Consider the following 19,864-nt stretch of genomic DNA (forward strand, 5'->3'; position numbering starts at 1 on the left):
CGTACGACCAGGTCAGATGACTGTCGACGTGACCTTTCGTTCGCCGACTGGATTGCTGTCCACGGACCCTTCCACGGCCACGTCAGCGACAACCGGATCGGAATCGTAGTAGTACTTGTACTCGTAGACACCACGACCGTTCAGCGGGGTCATCGTGATGACAGTACCGAGAATCGTCGCGCCCACACTGTGGAGATTGCCGACCGCCCTGCTCAGCTGTTCCCTCTTCGTCGTGCCGTGACGAGCAATCACTAGCGCACCGTCCGCCAGCGCTGAAAGAACTGCAGCATCCGTAACCGGAAGCAACGGCGAGGCGTCGATGATGACGTAGTCGAACCTTCTGCGGAGATCGGTAAAGACCGCATGGGCAGTGTCAGTGCCCAGAAGTTCGCTCGGGTTCGGGGGAATCGGACCTGAGGCAAGAACCGTCAGGTCAGCATTGCTCGTGACTTGAAGTACGTCGTCGAGATCTGCTTGCCCGGCCAGGACCGAGCTCAGACCAACGCTTCCGATAAGTCCCAGATACTTCGAGACGCGAGGCTTACGGAGGTCACCTTCGACGAGACACACCTTCTTGCCTGCCTCGGCCAACACGAGTGCGATGTTCACCGCAGTCGTGGTCTTTCCCTCGGAGGGAAGAGAACTCGTAACGACGATGACACTCGGTGGGCGATCCACGGCCAGGAACTGCAGATTGGTTCGCAGCTCGCGGTACGCCTCGGCACTTGCGGAGTTGCCCTCGTGGAAGTTGATCGCTTGATGAACTTCGCGTTCCTTGTCGAACGGAATTGTTCCCACCATCGCCGCGCCGGCGATGTCTTCGACCACCTTGCGCTCTTTGACGGTGTTGTCCAGGCGATCACGCACCACAGCCAACCCGATCCCCAGCAGAAGCCCGATCGCGGCACCGAGCGCCACGTTCCGCGAAGTCTTCGGCGACACCGGTTCCGCGGGAGTTTGTGCTCGCTGTTCGACAACGACGCGCGCAGGTGCTGTGCCACCATTTGCGGGCGTACCCAGATCTTTGACCATCACGACAAACTCGTCCGAGAGCGCATTTGCGATTTCACGTGCCAGTTCAGGCGACGCATCTTGCACGCTCAAATCGAGCAGTACTGTATCCGGCGCCGATGTGGCGGTCACCTTGGACGAAATCTCCGCAGCGGAAAGCCCGCCGAGTCGATCGGGCCCGACTGAATCGATCGTTCTCTGTGCCAGTGTCTCGCCGGTAAGGAGCTTGGCGTAGGAAGTGACCAACTGCTGTGAGAGCTGGTTACCTTGGTAAGCCTCGTTCACGGTTGTTCCGGTAGAAGTCGACACGAACAGGCGCGTGGAAGCCTGGTAGATCGGCGTGGCAATCAACGAGGCGCCCAATGCGCCCAAGATCACGACCACAGTGACGACAGCGACTATCTTCCACCGTGCCTGCAAAATCTTCAGGTAGTCCCGTACATCCATCGTCGAATCTCCTTCGGCTCGAACACGTATCACGTCTTCGAGTAGTAATCGACAGCCGCTGTCGAGCCGCTGCACTCAATGCAGGCTGAACGAGGCAGCCAATCTTCTATCGCGTGTCCCTGCGTCACAGCGCGAGGTATTTGCCGAAACAGCCAGGGGGGAGAGGCCTTCACGGCATCTCACACATCTCACTTCCTGGCCGATGCATGATCGGGAAGTGGCGAACACGCGACACTGACAAACCCGCGACACTGACATCGGGCCCACTCACACATCGCGCAGAGCAGACACAACGTGCAGCCAGGCTGAACTCTACTGCGTCATTGGTCTTTTCACCACCGCAACGGAGCCTCGAAACTTCCTAGACATCGTCAGTCGACTGTGCCGACCATGAAAGGGTCACATACCACCGCGGGCCGTAGGACCAACGTCCGTCGACGACCAACTACGCAACTTGCCGCCGGAAGTTGATGCATACCAACCGAACAAGGCAACATGCCCCTCACCCTGTGATGCACGAGCGGCTATCCCAGCATCTCCCCCGGCCACAGCTCGCTCGCTGACGGACTTTGGTCCCGGGCACACGGCCACTTCCCCTCGATGCCTACAACACCCACCCTCCGTGAAGGTTTCACCGGTTTACGGCCTTCCGAGACCTCGGTAGGTCCACCCTGCGTCGCGCCAGGTGGTCGGTTCCAGACAGTTACGTCCGTCGATGATGACCTTCTTGCGGACGACAGGTTCGAGGTCCGACGGCAACAACTTTCGAAACTCGGCCCACTCGGTCAGAACCAAGACGACATCAGCGCCTGCACACGCTTCAAGTGCGCTCGAAGTGTAAGTGAGGGTGGGGAACAACGCCTTCGAGTTTCCCATCGCCTTCGGGTCATAGACATTGACGGCAGCGCCTTGCAGCTGAATCTGCCCGGCAACGTTCAGCGCAGGTGAGTCGCGCACGTCGTCGGAGTCAGGCTTGAAGGCTGCACCGAGAACCGCCACATTGGCTCCGAGTAGAGAACCACACGCTTCTCGAGCCAGTTCGACCATCCGAGTACGACGACGCATGTTGATATTGTCGACTTCGCGTAGGAATGTGAGTGCTTGATCTGCTCCCAGCTCACCAGCACGTGCCATGAAAGCACGGATGTCCTTCGGTAAGCAGCCCCCACCGAAACCGATTCCGGCGTTGAGGAATCGCCTACCAATTCTCTCGTCATGGCCGATGGCATCGGCAAGAACGGTCACATCCGCACCTGAAGCCTCGCACACCTCCGAGATCGCATTGATGAACGAGATCTTCGTTGCCAGAAATGCATTGGCTGATGCTTTGACCAACTCCGAAGTCGCAAGGTCGGTCACAACAAAGGGAATACCTTCGTTCAAGAGTTGCTCGTACACTTCACGCGCAATCGATTCCGCACGTCCGGGTCGATTGCGGTCGACCCCGAGCACAAGCCGGTCCGGGTGAAGCGTGTCTTTCACCGCGTAGCCTTCCCGGAGAAATTCCGGGTTCCACGCCACCTCCACGTCTTGTCCGGCAGGCGCCAGTTCCCGTGCCCGCGCACCCAATCGCTCTGCTGTACCGACTGGCACAGTTGATTTCCCGAAGATTACGGTCGGCCTGGTCAAGAGGGGTGCGAGTGTCTCGATCACCGAATCGACAAAACGCATGTCGGCCGCGAACTCCCCCTTCTTCTGCGGCGTACCGACGCCGAGGAAGTGGATGTCGGCGAACTCTGCGGCCTCCTCGTAGGAAGCCGTGAATCGAAGACGTCCCGCGGCTATGTTGCGGCGCAGTACTTCCTCGAGTCCCGGTTCGTAGAAAGGAACCTCCCCAGCTTCGAGCATAGCGAGCTTGTTCGGATCAACATCCACCCCGAGAACCTCGTGACCCAACTCGGCCATGCAAGCTGCGTGTGTCGCCCCGAGGTAGCCTGTGCCGAATACCGCAATACGAGAAGTCATAACGATGTCTGCCTGTCGAAGTCGAGTTTACGTCGAATAATGCTGTAGTACTTCATGTCCTGATCGAATCGACGTTCTGTCGATACCACTCCACGGTCGATGCGATCCCCGCACGAAGATCAATCTTGGGCTGCCACCCCAAATCTCGAAGCTTCCCGATGTCAAGCAACTTCCGCGGCGTCCCGTCAGGTTTCGAATGATCCCATTCGATCTCGCCGTCGAACCCGATCTCGTCCGCCACGATCGCAGAGATCTCCGCGATGCTCTGGTCCTCGCCTGTACCAACATTGACGTGTTCTGCTCCGTCATAGTGGTCGAGCAAATGAAGGCAGGCATCCGCCATGTCGTCGACGTGGAGAAACTCGCGCCTCGGCGTCCCGCTGCCCCAGTTCACGACTGAAGCAGCTCCATCACGGCGCGCGTCGTCGAAGCGTCTGATGAGGGCTGGCAGCACATGAGAGCCCTTGGCAGAGAAGTTGTCACCCGGGCCGTAGAGATTGGTCGGCATCGCGGAGATCCACGGACGCCCGAACTGCTTTCGAACAGCCTGTACCTGCAGGATTCCCGCGATCTTGGCGATGGCATATGCATCGTTCGTCGGTTCCAAATGACCGGTCAGCAAATATTCTTCGCGAATCGGTTGAGGAGCGAATTTCGGGTAGATGCAGGATGATCCGAGGAACAGCAGGCGATCTACGTCGAACTCGGCCGCCGCGTCCATCACGTTCACCTGGATGCGAAGGTTGTCGGAGATGAAGTCCACCGGCAGTGTGCTGTTCGCCAGTATCCCGCCCACCTTGGCTGCAGCGAGGACCACGTTCTTCGGCCTCTCGGCGGCGAAGAACTCGAACACGGCACCGCGGTCGCGAAGATCGAGTTCGGCGGACGTGCGACCGACAAGGCGATTGAAACCGTCGGCCTCCAAACGACGCCAGATCGCTGAACCCACGAGTCCACGATGGCCCGCGACGTACACCGCATCGTTCCGATCGAGGGACTTCTGCGCGTACTCCCCCGTCATCGGGCATGCTCCCAATCCACCAGGTTCGGGCGGTCGATCCAGGGCTTGCCCTCACACTTCAGAGCCTCTATGTCCGCATCGACCATGATTCGAGCCAGCTCGGGGGTATGTACAGTCGCCTTCCAGCCGAGCTTCTGCTCCGCCTTACCTGCATCTCCGATCAACGCATCTACTTCCGTCGGCCGCAGATAGCGCTCGTCGAAGCGCACATGATCTTCCCAGTTCAGACCCGCGTGCTCGAAGGCCACCGTCAGGAAATCCTTGACCGAGTAGTTACCGCCTGTCGCGAGCACGTAATCGTCCGGCTCGTCGGCCTGAAGCATCCTCCACATTCCCTCCACGTACTCCGGCGCGTAGCCCCAGTCGCGGATTGCATCGAGATTACCCATGTACAAATCGTTTTCCAGGCCGGCCTTGATCCGCGCCACCGCTCGCGTGATCTTGCGAGTTACGAATGTTTCGCCTCGCCGCGGAGATTCGTGGTTGAACAGAATTCCGTTCACGGCAAAGATCCCGTACGCCTCGCGGTAGTTCTTGGTGATCCAGTACGAGTACACCTTCGCTGCACCGTACGGCGATCGCGGATAGAAGGGAGTCTGCTCGTCCTGCGGAGGCGGTGTCGCACCGAACATCTCGGAGCTGGACGCCTGGTAGAACCTGCATTCGAGACCAGCCATCCGGACTGCTTCGAGCAACCTGATCGACCCGATTCCCGTCGTGTCTCCGGTATGTTCGGGCTCGTCGAAACTTACCCGTACATGTGACTGCGCTGCGAGGTTGTAGACCTCGTCCGGGCGTATCTGTGCGAGAAGAGTGACCAAACGCGCCCCGTCGCTGAGATCTCCGTAATGAAGGAACAGTTTTGCATCCGGCGTGTGGGGATCCACATACATGTGATCGATTCGAGCCGTATTGAACGTGGACGATCTACGAATAAGTCCGTGGACCTCGTATCCCTTGCTCAACAACAGCTCGGCCAGGTATGAACCGTCTTGGCCTGTAATTCCGGTAATCAGTGCACGTTTCACTTGAAACTCCGTCCTCGAAGCAGATACTTGTCTGCGAGTAGTCATCGGCCGAATTGTGTTGTGTGGGAGCAGCGAACCCACAACCAGAACTGAGAAACCCTCACGGCATTACTGCCTCCTTGATCCGCGATCTCAGATCCTCCAGTTCCGCGGCAGCGGAATCCATTCCGCGAGAGATTCGGGTAGATTCGTCGTGCCCTAGATTCAAGCTGCCACCCGTCGCATCGTCCATCCAGGAGGCCTGCGGTGCGAGTACCGGTTCCAGCGAATCCCTCAGCTTCGGTACCGAACTACTACCCGACATCACCGGTATCGATCCGCCTCGAGCGCTCAGGATCAAAACATGGAGGCGGTCACTGACGGTTACGGCGGCGCGCTCGTACAGGGCGCGGACAGCCGACTCCTGTTGCCGATGGGTCGTGTCATCGTCCCATCCCACGTAGGGAATACCCAGCGTCGCAGCAACTTCGCGGTTGTGGCTGTCGTCCTCGACAACCTGGCAACAGGCCATCAAATCCAAACCATTTGCCGAGAACTGACTTTGGATCGACCGAAGGGACGCGTAGTTCACCGGTCGGTCATGCCGAAGTGAAAGCAAGGCTATTTCTCGGCGCGCAGATTCTCGGCCAGCAGACTTCGCTCCGTCGGATACACCGGCCCCGAACGCGAGATCGGGATAGAACCGACTCTTACCTCGCAGGTACTCACACGTCCTTTTGTCACGTGCCGCGTAGACGTCGGCTACGCCGACGAGGATCTTCTCGGGTACTGCCGCCATTGGGCTTCGTACCTCGATCGACCGTCCCAAAACGAGGACTCGTGTACCGAAGATGCGAAGCGCCGCAAAGACTGTCACCAACAACGAGTGCTTGACGACGCTTGCTGCTGATGCCCCCAGAACCGCCGGCCCAGGTGCCATCACGATCACTGCCCGCTTTCGGCGCACTGTATCGGACAAAATCGCTCGCCAGAAGTTGATACCCGAATCCATCACCTCGTCGGTTGGTTCCCAATCGAAGGCATCGACGTACTCCGCGCTCATACTGCCCGAAAATACAACGGGTCTGAACCCCAGTTCACGCATGTAGTCGACTGCTGTTCGGCGTATCTCGATGTCACCCAGATTGCCCTGAGCTGCTGCGATACTCATGAAGAACCTACGCATGGGGATCCCTCCTCATTGCAACGACAACGACACAGGTCAGCAATGCGGTTTGAAGTACATAGCTGAGCGAGAGCGACCACCCCGCTCCGAGCGCCCCGTAACGGGGGGCAGCCAGCACGATTCCGACGAGGCAGATCAAGGTGCTCACAACCGTTATGTAGGAGACGATTTCAACTCTGCCCGTACCTTGCAGGATCGCATTCAATTGGGACGAGATCGCTGCGAAGATCAAACTGAAGCAGACGACCTGCATTACCGGTACCGCGTCTACGTACGCATCGCCCAAAATCGGTGGAACAAGTACAGGGATGACAGCTGCGATCACACCGAAGATCACCGCGCTTGCGATGCATACGTACATCGCGGGTCGCAGAATGCCCTGGGTGATTCGCCCGGTCGTCGAGCGCGCCGCCGCAGGCATGAGAACTGCCGCAAACGATGTGGGAATCAGCCGCAACGGAGTGGTGATACGACTCGTCACGCCGTAGATTCCGGAGACGGCCGGTGACGTGACAAGTCCAACCAGCAGTACGTCGAAGTTGCGCGTCTGAGTAGCAACGGAATTCAACCAGAAGTGCGAGGACTTGCCGATGATCGACTTGTACGAGCGTCTCGATCTGACACGAGTGATCGCCGGTCCGAGCCGAATGGCCACGAAGACAGCGATCATCGAAGAGAACGCGAGGCCCACGGAATACCAGAACACTGCGTCGACTCCTGCGAGCCAAGCGGCCGCAACAAAAACGAGAGCAAGTGCTCGCCGGAGGAGCAACGACACCGCGTTCTGCCAGGTATTCCCGTCAGCGAGTGGTAGCGAGAGCAGCGTCTCGACGTAATTGTCCAGAACAACCCAAGCTGTCAACGGCACTACGAACCAAAGCTTCGGCTCGAAGACCGCGGCTACCGCCGCGGTAAATGCCAGCAATGCACCGACGGCCAGGTTGGCGCGGCGCGAGAACTCCAAGGTCGACGCGATGAGGGGTTCCTGGTCACCCAACGCACGGATCCGAACCAGAAATGGGGTGAACCCGAAGTTCAGAATGGTCTGAAGCACCAGTCCGACACCATAAGCCGCAGCGAAGATTCCAAAGCCGGACGGACCGGAGATACGCGCGAGTAGGACCATACTCAGTGCCTGAATCAACGCACCGACAAGACGTCCGCCGGCGATTCCCGTGAACTGAACCACCAAGGGGTTCGTCATCACCTTCATGTTCCACCACCCGGGCACTCGAACGCGTGCGGAACCCCGGCGCAGCGCGGTCGTGCGCCCTTCATGGTCGTCCGATCGACGAAACCGGGGCGCGGACGATCGAACTCGCCGGAACATCGGATGTAACAAGGCAATTTGCGCCGATAACCGAGTGGTCACCGACCGACGTGCCGCGGAGAATTGTGGACCTGGCCGCAATCCACACTCCGTTGCCGATGACGATCGGTCCGTTGTCGAACTCGAAAGTCCGTGACTGTCTGCTGTGACTGCCCGCGCACAGAAAGACGTCCTGCGAGACACAACTGTTCGACCCGATACTCACCGGTTCGAGATTGAGGATCCATGCTCCCTCACCCACCCAAGTGTTATCACCGATCGACAGTTTCCACGGCCAATGGATCTTCACGCCGTGCCGAATCAGGACTCCATCACCGATCTCAGCGCCGAACAGTCTGAGAATGGCAACTCGTATGCGTGCCGGCACGAACCAGGCCCGGAACAGTGGTGCCACCGCGAGCCAGGCGACCTGCACTGATGCCGGACGTCCCTTGTCGTATCCTGCCCCGGTGAATTCGCCGAGGGAGAGCTGCGGGTGTGTCATCGCGCTCGGGCTTGCGTCGGTCGAGTCGGCAAACTGTCTCGATTGATGAGTCCGTCGAAGAGGTCACCGAACGCGGTGGTGGCAGAGCCGGGAGACAAGGTTTCGTGCACGTACTCCCCCCCGTTTCGCGCGAGTTGAGCGGCACGGACGGGGTCGGAAACCAGCATCTCTATTTCACGTACCAATGCTTCCGGATTTCCGGCGTCAACACGTACTCCCGCCCCGGACAGGGCGATCTCCTCGCCGGAGGCACTGTCCGAAGATGTAGCCGCGACGACAGGTACCCCTGAAGCGAAATACGATGTAAGTTTGCTCGGAACGGCCATACTGCGAAGATCGGCCAACTCGTTGAGAAGTAATGCGTCCGCTGCTCGCAGCACATCGGTGAAGTCCTCGCCGCCAACAGGATCCATGAATTCGATCCCGGTGCATCCCTCGGACAGCTCTTCGAGATGGGCCCGCTGATTCCCATCCCCCATCAGTACGAATTTGATGTCGGACTGGCGCGGCCCAAGTAAATGCGCGGCGTTCACCACGTTCTCGAGCCCTTGCTTTGCACCCATATTGCCGGCATGCAGAACTATCTTCTGTTCCGGCCCCCAGCCCAATCGCTTTCGCGAATCTTCTCGGGTGCAGGCAGACTGGGAGAGATCCAGGTGGGTCCAGTTCCTGATGACTGTGACGCTGCTCGAGTCGACTCCGAGGTTGTCCTGCGCATGCTTCGCGAACCGCGGGTGGATCACGACGACGTGATCGGACTTTCGCAAGATCCAGGATTCGGCTCGATCGACGAGAGACGACAGGCCTCCGCTCAGCTGACCGGTCTCGGACGCGCCCAGTCCGTAGAAGTCCTGCACCCACAGCACCACGGGTGTGCGCGATCGAAGGAGCCTGGTCCTGATGACAAATGCCGCCGAGGACAAAAGTGTAGGACTTAAACACAGTATGAGGTCTGCTCGATGGAAAAGAGTCGCCCAGGTCGCCCTCAAAGCGAAACTTGCCTCCATCAGAATTCTTCGCAGGAAGCTGGGATTCCGGGGGATGTAATGACGAAGTCTTTGAACCGTCAGATTTTCTGACTGCTCTACGGAAGACAGACCTGAGAAGCCATCCATCTTTCGCCAGAATGGATAGTGCGGATACCCTGTCACTACCCTGACGTCAGCACCGGCATCCGCTATCGCATTTGCCAAACCCTCCGTGTACGGAGCGATACCGGTTGGCTCAGGAGAATAGTTGATTCCCACGATCAGGATTTTATTTCCCTGATTATCCATCGTGCTCATTTCCCTTTTCAGCTAACTCAGGACGGCAGTCCGTGCACAGCTTGCAGGTGTGCACTTCTCTGCGTGTCACTCTCGAATCGTTCGGCGACTTTCCGTGCCGGAACTCCGACATTCACCGAGAAACTCTCGACGTCGTTCGTCACGACCGAACCGGCTCCGATAACCGCACCGTCACCGATCTTCACACCGCTCAATATCACCGAACAGGCGCCTATCCATACGTCTGTTCCAATTTCGACAGAATCGCGTGCACCAGGCTGACGGTCCCCCACCCACGTCGACGCGAGCATCGGAATACCCACCTCGTCGATCGCGTGGTCTTCGCGCCCCACGATGTAGACGTTCATTCCGATCATGACGTGGGATCCGATGGAGCCGTCTACCTGAATAACGGTTCGGGGTCCGACGCTGACATTATCGCCGATATTCAGCCGGTGAGGCGCACTGATGATGGCTCCACGGCCGGCGTTGAAGTCGCGCCCTACTGAAACATTCCCGTTCGATATTGCGAGTCCATTCATTATTCCGCGAAGGGCTCGCCTGACACCTGACGGTAGGCGTGATCGGTTGCTCATCGTACGACCATCTCCTTGGGCCATCCCTCATTGTCGAATTCGACGACCTGACCTCGCAACGCAGCAGAGATCCCCGATGCCATGGTTTCGGCGGAATAGAGATCCCCTACCTTCGCTGAAACTTTCTCCGCTGGAACGGGATTGGAGACAAGATGCAAGAAGTAGTCTCGCAGCGCCGCAGCCAGCGACTCCTCGGTCGTCGGTGAGTAACTCTGCATAGGACCGACAGCAGCAAGTTCGATCTCGGGGGCGTGCGGGGCGTCCTCGGGGTACAGCATCGGGACTCCGAATCCCAAACTCTGAGTGACACTCAACCCGACGTATCCGGGAGAGATCGACATGATTGAGCGTGCGTAGATTTCAGCAAGTTCGATCGGACTTTCAATGCGTCCGTGTACCACAACGGACTCTTCCAGACCTAAATCGAGAATTTGCCGTTCTATCGTTTCCACCGCATTGCCGAAACCCACGATTTCCAACACGGCACCCTCGTCGACGAGGCCTGATTGGTGGAAAGCCGGAACCAATTGATCGACGTTCTTCTCGGCAACCAATCGGCCGACATAGACAATTGATTTACGCGATTCACCGGTGTTACCAGCGTTGATGTCAGCGCGTTTGTACAAAGAATTGGGTGCAACCCAAACTGGTTGGCCTGGAACCTCGAGCTTGGCTGGGACCACACTGGCGTACCCGTAAAGAATGGTCCCCTGAGACAAGCGGCGCATCGTTCTACGAAGGAAAGCCGTCTTCGACGAAGAACCTTGCCTGGGATGCAAATGGCCCCAAAGAAGAGTACGGCGACGCGCTATTCGTCGGAGGACCAAAATACTCCACGATGTGAGACTACGGGGGTTCAAATCCAGGATAGTCACGGACGCTGAAAGCGGATTTTTCCAAGAACCCACCTGAAGAAGAACCTTGTCACCGAAGATTCCGATCCGTCGAACGCGGTCGTAGAAATCCGTGTCGATGCCAGTTCGTACCGTGGAATCCAACCCGTAGTCCGAAGCCAGAATATCGAGATTTCCTTCCTCCATCTCACGCAACACCTCGATGCACGGATTCCGATACGTTGGAATCACCGCCAAATACATCGAGTATTTTTTTGATGACATCGAGCCTGCTCCCCCAAAGTTCTCATCGAGCACCACCGATTGGCCAGTGTGCATTGCGCAGTTCCCTTACTTCGGATCCCAGGCAGGGTTCGCCGGGAATGGCGAATCGGATTCGCGATACGAATACGAAAGACTGACTGAACGGATCAGTATGCGCCGTCACTAGCCATTACGGCTTTGAGCGTCTTCACGACGATCATCACGTCCCCGACCATCGACCAGTTGTCGACATAGGACAGATCCAGCCGAACGGTTTCTTCCCACGAAAGATCCGAGCGCCCGCTCACCTGCCACAAACCGGTGATACCCGGTTTGACCAGCAGTCGCCTTTTCACGGCCCCGTCGTATGCCTCTACCTCACGCCTCAACGGCGGTCTCGGACCAACTACGCTCATCTCGCGCCGGAGCACATTGACGAACTGAGGCAACTCGTCAATCGAAAACTTTCGAATGACGCGCCCCACCTTGGTAACCCGAGGATCGTCACGCATCTTGAACAGGACACCGGCGCCCTCGTTATCCGACAGCAGGCTGTCGACCTGCGTATCTGCGTTCTGAACCATCGATCGGAACTTCAGCATCGGAAAGGGAACCCCGTCCAATCCCATTCGCTCCGACCGATAGAGCACAGGACCCCGACTGGTGAACTTGACTGCCAACGCCGTCACGATCAAAACGGGACTGATCAAAATGAGAATTACAGATGCGAAAACGACGTCGAAGGCTGTCTTGGCGAACCGTTGAGCACCGTGGTATCGCGGACGTTCGACGTGAATCAGTGGAAGGCCCGCCACCGGCCGCATCGACAGTCGCGGACCGGAAACATCCAGGATTCCCGGTGCCACAACAAGATCGACGTCCTTACACTCCAGATCCCAGGCCAGTTTCCGCATACCGTCGTAGCCGAGGTGTTCCGTCGCCGTAACCGCCACCGCATCGGCTCCGACCAAGTCGAGTGCGTCGGTCACATCGTGCTCGTCCCCGAGGACCGGTATTTCGTTGCCGTCGACCACGATGACTCTGTCGCGACGACCTAGTTGACTGGGTTGGCAGACGCCCACGACCCGGTACCCGTCACCGGGAGCTCGTTCGAAGGTTTGGGCCATTTTCTTGACTGCAACCGGGCTTCCCACGACTAAGACGGACGTCTGGAAATCGCCGCGCGAGCGCTTCCTCGCAATCACCTTTCGCCAGATCCAGCGGCTCGCCATCAGCGCGGTCAGACCGACAGGAAATGCGAAGGCCAGATAGAGCCGCGCGATGTCCAACTGCAACAGCAAGCTGACAATCGCAATGAGTCCGAAGAGGCGAACTGTCGCGACGAAGATTCGCCTGTACTCTTCGGGTCCGCTGCCGATCACACGAATCGAGCGAGTGCGAAAGATCCCCAACGACGATAACCACATCGCCGCCAATGCAATTGACACACCGGTGTAGCTGAGTTGCCCGAGGATTCCGGGGCTCACTGCGCGGCTGTCTCCACCGAATCGCAGCCATTGAGCCAGGAAAACCGTCGCCACGATGATCACCGAATCGCCCAGGAACAGCCTTCTGCGGTACGCCGTTTCCCATTCCCTCCGAGAAGTCGATCCGCGGCGGAGGTCGGGCACTGCGCGGGGAAGCGTGTGCTTGGTCTTGCCCAGTGTGGACACGTCGAGCGCCGTCACGTGATCAGCCCCTTCCTCATTCGTGGAATCCGTGTGTCGTTGAATCCGTGTGTCGTTGACAGGTGTTGAGCGTGATTCACCAGATTTGAGCAATCCACTGGAACAGCAAATTGCTCGCTTCGATCCGAAGAGTGCAATTGTTCGAGAATCGGAACGCTCTCACGCTCCGAGTGGATTACATTTCAGCACTGTCCGCGCGCAGGATCAAACGCAAAGTCGCCCCAGTTCAGGCCTGTAGTCGCCCGCACCCCTACCTATTCCAATGTGGCCGCAACGCAAGCGCTTTGCCTCTCACCGTTCGGAGGCGGAGCGCCTGGAACAACAGAACGAAAGATCGATTCAGAGGCAACTATCGCGTTACTTCGACGAAAGTGCGGCAAAGCGAAGGACCTTACTCGTCAGTAGGCGGTTGCCACAGGGCAACGCATTACCGATACGGCCTGAATAGAGGATCATTTCCATTGGTAACCAACGCAATGACTTTCGCCGACATAAGGTGCCTGCGCCGTTGGGGACCTACGTCCCCGGCAGGGATCTTGGTCCCTATTGCCGATTCGATGTGCAATTCGAAGGCGAATAGCCCTACAGCCCTTGCTGATACAGGCTTCAACATCGAAACAAGATCAGGTCACTCGTCCAGTTCGCAACAAGCAAGCTCCGAAAAGAAAACTTTCCTTCGTCTCAATATGTGGGATTTCTGCCCCGCTTCGGCCGTTCCGCAGCGGCCGGTGCTCGGATTCGCACCTTGTGATCGATCACGTAAGGTCGACCAAAGTCGGGTTCGCTGACACAACCTCGCTGCAGCCGACACAGCCGGAGTGGACGACCAGTTCGAATAGGACTACATATCTTGAAGATTCGCGACCTACGCACGCAGTCGGGAATTATCCCCCGCCTCACAGTACGTTGGCTGATGATTGCAGCCGCGACAATCTTTGCTTTCTGGCCCACCTGGACCAATTTGTGGAGGAGCACCGCGAGCGGTACCGCCATCGGATACGTTTTTGTCCTCCCTTTGCTCTGCCTGATAGCCGCCGTCGGAACAGATTTGCGACGCGGCCCGGACCTTCCGATCCACGACCGTGAGACGGACAAGATTGTCGGTGGTATCGGCTTACTTGTTTCTCTGGGTTTACAGGCACTCCTCATGCCACGTTTTGCCGAGAACTATGAATTGATGCATATCGATGTAATCGCGGCATGGGTATTTGTCTGGAGCGCAGCGGTTCTCATGTTCGGGCTGCGTCCGGTGAACCGCTACTGGGCAATCTGGGTTGTTCCGATCGTCCTGGCGCCGCTCATCTACCGCACGCTGGCGACCGAACTCGGCGGCACGCGATTCGACTACAGCATCATCATGGTGCTGGTCGCCTCGGCCGCAACGACGATCGCCGTCAGTAGGACCTGGAGACGGGGATTCGCCGGGTTCGTCGCTTCGTCCGTCCTGGGTGCTGCCTTGGTCTACTACCTCTCGCGGCAGTACCCGACTGCACCCTTGTTCAGCGTCCAGCTGCTACCAGCAATAGGTAGTGCGTTACTGGTAGGCGGGTTCTTCTACCTGTACGAGCGACGTGGAAGGTCATGGAAGCCGTTCGAGCGTCCGCTCCGGAATCCCTCGACGTCAACCAGCAACTGGACGATCCTGGTGGTGTTCGCCGCGGCAATCGTGATGTTTTTTACGCCAGTGCCCACCACTCAGAGCGTTCCGGTCTCAGTAGGTCCGCCGGCGACTGCTGATCCACGCCTCATCGTCCCCGCCGGTTGGCGTGAGATCTCAACCGACGAATACGATTGGCCGAGAAAATACTTCGGTTCCACCTCGGCACTCACTCGCCAGACAATTCGTGCTGACACACCCAACCCTGCCTGGGACACCCAGATGCGACCACGCACCGTCCAAATGGACGTTGTTCAAGTGCGTCGCCCGTCTACTCTGTCTGTCTATCCGAGCAATACAACCTATGATCTCCAGAACGCACGTGTCAGCCCCACCGTACGAGTTGAGTTGACTCGTGGAGTTGTCGCGGAAATGTACACAGTTGTCGACGACTCCCTCCTACTCACCTGGAGCAACCTCAATTTCGTGTGGACACGCGGCGACGGTGCCGCACAACGCGTCACACTCTTGACAGTGGACAATCATGAACCGAATGCCTTGTTCCCCGAACCGAAACCATCGATGGCTTCGAATGGAAGCAACACCTTGGCAGTTCTACTCAGAGGCAGGATATCTACTGTCGACAGCGAATCTCAGTACAAGGATCTAGGTATGCTCCAGTCCCTCGGAAGGCTTGTCGTGGAGGCACAGAAGTGGTAGATCCCGATCTCTCGGTTGAGGACGAAAGCTCGGAAGAATTCAAACGAGTTGCACTTCACGATGCTGTGAACGGACTGCGTGAACGTAAACCGATTTCGTCGGCATCAGTTGCGTTCTATCCGTGGCAGCGCAACATCCTGTTCCTGATTCTCGTGATCACCGTTGTGTGTCTGGTCTTCTTCCTTACTCCCACGCTCATCGTTCTCACATTGGCATGCACGCTCGGGTACGTATGGGCGATGGTGGATCGCCTAGTGCTGTTCACACGAGGTCTGGATGCCTCCTCGATCGTGACGATCAGCGATCAGGAGGCAAGCTCGCTTTCCGATGAAGAACTACCGCACTACACAATCCTTGTGCCGGCGTACAACGAGCCGGAAGTAGTCGGAGACCTGATTTCCGCTATGCGTGCGATCGACTACCCCTCGAACAAATTGCAGGTGCTGTTGCTCCTCGAAGAGGATGACACCGTCACCATCGACGCGGCGACTGCCGCCGGAGTCGATGCCGTGGTGAGTATCTTGAAGGTCCCTGCTGCAGATCCGCGCACCAAACCCAAAGCCTGCAACTACGGATTGCACTTCTCTACGGGCGAGATAATCACCATCTACGACGCCGAGGACTCACCGGATCCGCTCCAGTTACGCCGTGTGGTGGCAACCTTCGCGAAGCTTCCATCGAATACCGCGTGCGTTCAGGCGAAACTCGCATTTCACAACGGGACTCAGAATTTGTTGACCGCGTGGTTCACGGCCGACTACGCCCTCTGGTTCAATTTCATCCTCCCAGGACTGATGCGCAGTCAGTCACCGATTCCCTTGGGAGGCACGTCCAATCACCTTCGACGAAGTGTGCTCGACGAGATCGGCGCCTGGGACCCCTTCAACGTCACGGAGGACGCAGATCTCGGAGTTCGCATCGCGGAGAGCGGCTACCGGACCGCTGTTCTGAACTCGACGACGCTGGAGGAGGCCAACAGCGACACGATCAACTGGATCCGACAACGCTCACGCTGGTACAAGGGTTACCTGCAGACTTGGTTGGTTCACATGCGTCAACCTGTGAAACTGTGGCGCGGACTCGGCACGGTCGGATTTCTACGCTTCACCATCTTGATGGCGGGGACACCCATTGTGGCGACACTGAACATGGCGTTCTGGCTGATCAGTCTGGGTTGGATTCTCGGCCAGCCCGAGGTCATCCACGACGTGTTTCCCAACTACGTCTATTTTCCCGCCCTCGTGTCACTCGTATTCGGTAACGCCGCAGTCCTTTACATGAACCTGGTGGCATGCCGAGAGACGCGAAATCCTATGCTGCTGATAGCTTGCCTGACCGCTCCGCTTTACTGGGTCTTGATGAGCATCGCAGCCATCAAAGGCACATATCAGTTGATACGCAACCCGTCTTACTGGGAGAAGACCTTCCATGGCTTGAACACGTAAGCTCAATTCCCGATCAACTCTTGTTGCGCGGGTGAGCTTTGAAGCTTGCGGTCCGATCACTGCCGGCCGAAAGACATGCAAACGCGAGTACGACCGGTAGCCAGTAGTACGCCTGCTCGAAAAATGCCGAGGTCAGTGCGAATGTCATCATCGCGACCAGCACGCCGGCCGCGGCGGCGTTCTTGCCGGACTTCATCGATCTGAACGCAACCAATGCCGTCGCGCAGATGATGAGTCCCACAGCCAGGGCAAGCACCACCCCGCCTTGGTACCAAGACCGTAGAAACACATTGTGGACGACTGTGACGTTGTCGAACGAGGCCGCATTGGCAGCGTTCAGACCCACCCCGGACAGCGGATGCGCGCGAATAGCATCCCAAGCGAATCCGTAAGTGTCGTTACGGATCTCGAGTGTGCTGACGGCTTTGGTCTGCCCTGTGACCTGAAGGTATCGATCGGCCGGCGTCTCCAGGTGCTTTCCGAACTCGGTGTAGGTGATTGCGACCCAGAAGAGAACAGAGGCGCCGACAAAACTCTTGACGATGGTGGTGATCTTCACTCGCGAAGAAATCGCCACGACGATCAATCCGATCGCGCATGCCGACAACGAACTCAAACTACCGGTTGCCAGCAGTCCCACCGCGTTCACAATCGATATCAGCACCAGAACGACCCGATTTCCTACCTTTCGCACTGCAGCCCCCAGGCACAGAATCAGCGCAAGTGAGGACATGATGCCCAGAACGTTCGGGTGACCTGCCAGACCTGGAGCACGACCGTTCACAACACCGAAACCGAAGACGGATGAACCGGCCAATTGGATAGCGGCGGCCAGAGCAGAAACCGATTGGCTTGCTATGAACGCAATGCATACACGCCTGACAAAACCCGGATCACGCCGGACATTGGCGACCATCACAAATATTCCGAGCCCGAGAACTATGAAAAGTTGGATTCCAACATAAAGATTTCCGCCGATATCATTGCCACGCGTCGCTGTTACCGTTGCGACGAGAGCGGCGTAGCCGGCGGTCAACCAGACGCCGACAAACTGCGGCCGAGCAACTCGTCCCAGCGCTACTGACGCCACGATGACCGCAAGCACTGCCATCGCCCACAACTGCGTGACGGCGCCGGGCAACGAGCGGTATATCGGAACTGCGATCGCGATCGCCATCCACACAGCGGTAGTCGGCGACAAAGGAATTCTGCCTGTTCGCCCTGCCGTCGAAGCGGCATCATTCCGAAGACCTTGAGGTCTGACTTGACTCGGCGTTGTCATTGAGTTCCTGCTTCCGACAATCGAATTTTTTGCATTTCACCCTCGATTTCACCCTTCGCCGACGCCGGGCTGAATAATCCCCGCTCAGCGCAGAAGTCATCCTCTGTCGGCAACGTCGCGTAACTGCAAATAAGCGAATCGTCGACGCAAAACTTTGCCACGACATGGCAGATATCCAATTGTCCTCGACTCGTGGCCGAAAGGAAGTGGCATATACGTCTCGGCTCAGGCAATATGACCGCTATGAGTGGTTTCTCCGCATGGGTCGAGAATCAACTGGAACTTCGCTCGTTCGGCGACATCCAGGAAGCTGCGCGTGCGCTGAAGATTCGACCTTCCGAGCTGAGTCGATGGCTGTCGGCTAAACGCCCTCCCACGCAGGACACGATGCGGACGGCATGTCAGGTCTTCGACGCTCCGATCATGGAGGTCCTCGTAGCCGCCGGTTATCTGACCTCTGAGGAAGCGGAGCCGGGGATGACTCCACCGTCGATCGTCGCGACGATTTCGACACAGTCCCTGGTGGACGAACTCACCCGACGCGGTATCGACCGACAAAGTGAATGAATCCGGGCTACCGACATTCGCATACGCGCTAGCCGAACATGGTGCAGATTCTCGTGCACCAAAACATATTTCGACCTCAGCTGTCATGGACGGCATTATTCAGTACGTCAACTGCGGATCCGGCTGATCCAATCGTTCCTTGAGCCAGACTCGCAACTCCGGTCCGTACTCGGTGCGACTGAGCGCATGGTCGAGAGATGCTCGCAGAAAGCCTCCCGGGTTACCAAGATCGTGGCGGGTTCCGTGATGGACGACGACGTGAACCGGATGCCCCTCCGCGATCAACAGCGCTATCGCATCCGTCAGTTGTAGTTCGCCACCCTGCCCGGGTGAGATTCGTCTGAGCGCGTCGAACACGGCGCGATCGAGAAGGTATCGTCCGGCCGCGGCGAGAGTGGACGGAGCATCCTCAGGAGCCGGCTTCTCGACCATGCCGACGACGGCAAGTACATCGGGATCGCTGCCCTCCACAGGTGTTTGGACGTCGAATACTCCGTAGGCCCCAACACGATCGGGCGCGACGTCGAACGCGCACAGCACAGAACCACCACGCTCGACACGTACCTTCGCCATCGCGTCGAGAATGCCGCAGGGGTGGACCAGATCGTCGGGAAGCAGCACCGCGAACGAGTCCTCGTCCGCATCCAGCACCGATTCGACCAGACCGACAGCGTGTCCCAATCCCAGCGGAGACTCTTGCACAACCGGCTCCACCGAGATCAGGCCCGGGGCCCGACGCACACGCTCGAGTAGATGGTGCTTCCCGCTGGCGGCGAGCTTGCCCTCGAGCACCAGGTCCTCGACGAAATGCCCGACGACCGATGCCTTGCCCGGCGCAGTGACAATTACCAGACGTTCCGCGCCTGCTTGCGCCGCTTCGCTTGCGACCAGCTCGATCCCGGGTGTATCGACCACGGGGAGCAACTCTTTCGGAACCGTCTTGGTGGCCGGGAGGAAACGAGTCCCCATCCCGGCAGCCGGCACCACAGCAGTCTTGAAAGGCCGTTCAGCGCACCCAGTCATCGTTCACCTCTCCGCTCACACGATGCTCCACACACTTACCGTTACGCGCATGCAGCGGTCGTCCCCTCATTTCGACGACCGAAAGCTCACATCGCATGTACAGCCTGCGCACAAGGTCTACCGGGCGGCCGAT

The 19,864-nt window shown here is 58.0% G+C and carries 16 protein-coding genes; 3 read left to right on the plus strand and 13 right to left on the minus strand.

Going from position 1 to position 19,864, the window contains the following annotated elements; all coding sequences use genetic code 11:
- Window positions 1-12: 12 nt before the first annotated feature.
- The 11 genes from ATN37_RS07755 to ATN37_RS07805 form a co-directional block, all read right to left on the minus strand.
- Window positions 13-1,458 (minus strand): polysaccharide biosynthesis tyrosine autokinase, encoded by a 1,446-nt coding sequence (locus ATN37_RS07755; protein WP_007726623.1) that lies wholly within the window; start codon window positions 1,456-1,458, stop codon window positions 13-15.
- 639 nt (window positions 1,459-2,097) lie between these two features.
- Entirely contained in the window at window positions 2,098-3,423 is a 1,326-nt protein-coding gene (locus ATN37_RS07760; RefSeq protein ID WP_007726621.1) for a UDP-glucose/GDP-mannose dehydrogenase family protein, read from the minus strand.
- A 52-nt stretch (window positions 3,424-3,475) separates the two neighbouring features.
- Complete coding sequence (locus tag ATN37_RS07765) at window positions 3,476-4,444, minus strand: GDP-L-fucose synthase (RefSeq protein ID WP_054187555.1); 969 nt, start codon at window positions 4,442-4,444, stop codon at window positions 3,476-3,478.
- Complete coding sequence (gene gmd / locus ATN37_RS07770; RefSeq protein WP_181991934.1) at window positions 4,441-5,472, minus strand: GDP-mannose 4,6-dehydratase; 1,032 nt, start codon at window positions 5,470-5,472, stop codon at window positions 4,441-4,443. Before gmd ends, ATN37_RS07765 begins: the two co-directional genes overlap by 4 nt.
- Before the next feature lie 100 nt (window positions 5,473-5,572).
- Window positions 5,573-6,637 carry a polysaccharide pyruvyl transferase family protein gene (locus ATN37_RS07775; protein WP_158170309.1) on the minus strand — a complete coding sequence of 355 codons (1,065 nt, stop codon included), beginning with the start codon at window positions 6,635-6,637 and terminating at the stop codon, window positions 5,573-5,575.
- The gene (locus tag ATN37_RS07780; protein WP_158170310.1) at window positions 6,630-7,841 is read right to left on the minus strand and encodes a lipopolysaccharide biosynthesis protein; all 1,212 of its coding nucleotides are present in this window, start codon (window positions 7,839-7,841) and stop codon (window positions 6,630-6,632) included. The genes ATN37_RS07775 and ATN37_RS07780 overlap by 8 nt, the downstream gene beginning before the upstream one ends.
- Before the next feature lie 70 nt (window positions 7,842-7,911).
- On the minus strand, window positions 7,912-8,451 hold the full coding sequence (locus ATN37_RS07785) for a DapH/DapD/GlmU-related protein (RefSeq protein WP_064443236.1): 540 nt from the start codon (window positions 8,449-8,451) through the stop codon (window positions 7,912-7,914).
- The gene (locus tag ATN37_RS07790; protein WP_075832469.1) at window positions 8,448-9,737 is read right to left on the minus strand and encodes a glycosyltransferase; all 1,290 of its coding nucleotides are present in this window, start codon (window positions 9,735-9,737) and stop codon (window positions 8,448-8,450) included. Before ATN37_RS07790 ends, ATN37_RS07785 begins: the two co-directional genes overlap by 4 nt.
- 17 nt (window positions 9,738-9,754) lie before the next feature.
- Window positions 9,755-10,258 carry a DapH/DapD/GlmU-related protein gene (locus tag ATN37_RS32910; protein WP_080657158.1) on the minus strand — a complete coding sequence of 168 codons (504 nt, stop codon included), beginning with the start codon at window positions 10,256-10,258 and terminating at the stop codon, window positions 9,755-9,757.
- 50 nt (window positions 10,259-10,308) lie between these two features.
- Window positions 10,309-11,484: a glycosyltransferase gene (locus tag ATN37_RS07800; RefSeq protein WP_082661466.1), complete on the minus strand. Its 1,176-nt coding sequence runs from the start codon at window positions 11,482-11,484 to the stop codon at window positions 10,309-10,311.
- A 92-nt stretch (window positions 11,485-11,576) separates the two neighbouring features.
- Window positions 11,577-13,097 carry a sugar transferase gene (locus ATN37_RS07805; RefSeq protein ID WP_064443494.1) on the minus strand — a complete coding sequence of 507 codons (1,521 nt, stop codon included), beginning with the start codon at window positions 13,095-13,097 and terminating at the stop codon, window positions 11,577-11,579.
- Between the two features lie 850 nt (window positions 13,098-13,947).
- Here ATN37_RS07805 and ATN37_RS07810 point away from each other — a divergent pair.
- Window positions 13,948-15,414 (plus strand): hypothetical protein, encoded by a 1,467-nt coding sequence (locus tag ATN37_RS07810; protein ID WP_223304619.1) that lies wholly within the window; start codon window positions 13,948-13,950, stop codon window positions 15,412-15,414.
- Window positions 15,408-16,859: a glycosyltransferase gene (locus ATN37_RS07815; protein WP_058038950.1), complete on the plus strand. Its 1,452-nt coding sequence runs from the start codon at window positions 15,408-15,410 to the stop codon at window positions 16,857-16,859. Before ATN37_RS07810 ends, ATN37_RS07815 begins: the two co-directional genes overlap by 7 nt.
- 13 nt (window positions 16,860-16,872) lie before the next feature.
- Here ATN37_RS07815 and ATN37_RS07820 read toward each other — a convergent pair whose 3' ends face one another.
- Window positions 16,873-18,036 carry an O-antigen ligase gene (locus ATN37_RS07820; protein WP_064443233.1) on the minus strand — a complete coding sequence of 388 codons (1,164 nt, stop codon included), beginning with the start codon at window positions 18,034-18,036 and terminating at the stop codon, window positions 16,873-16,875.
- 348 nt (window positions 18,037-18,384) lie between these two features.
- On the opposite strand from ATN37_RS07820, the gene ATN37_RS07825 reads away from it, so the two are divergent.
- Window positions 18,385-18,708 (plus strand): helix-turn-helix transcriptional regulator, encoded by a 324-nt coding sequence (locus ATN37_RS07825; protein ID WP_223304618.1) that lies wholly within the window; start codon window positions 18,385-18,387, stop codon window positions 18,706-18,708.
- 99 nt (window positions 18,709-18,807) lie between these two features.
- On the opposite strand, the gene ATN37_RS07830 is transcribed toward ATN37_RS07825, so the two are convergent.
- Window positions 18,808-19,731: a UTP--glucose-1-phosphate uridylyltransferase gene (locus ATN37_RS07830; protein ID WP_058038947.1), complete on the minus strand. Its 924-nt coding sequence runs from the start codon at window positions 19,729-19,731 to the stop codon at window positions 18,808-18,810.
- Window positions 19,732-19,864 lie beyond the last annotated feature (133 nt).

This window comes from Rhodococcus sp. MH15 (genome assembly GCF_019266045.1).
Taxonomy (GTDB): domain Bacteria; phylum Actinomycetota; class Actinomycetes; order Mycobacteriales; family Mycobacteriaceae; genus Rhodococcus_F; species Rhodococcus_F qingshengii.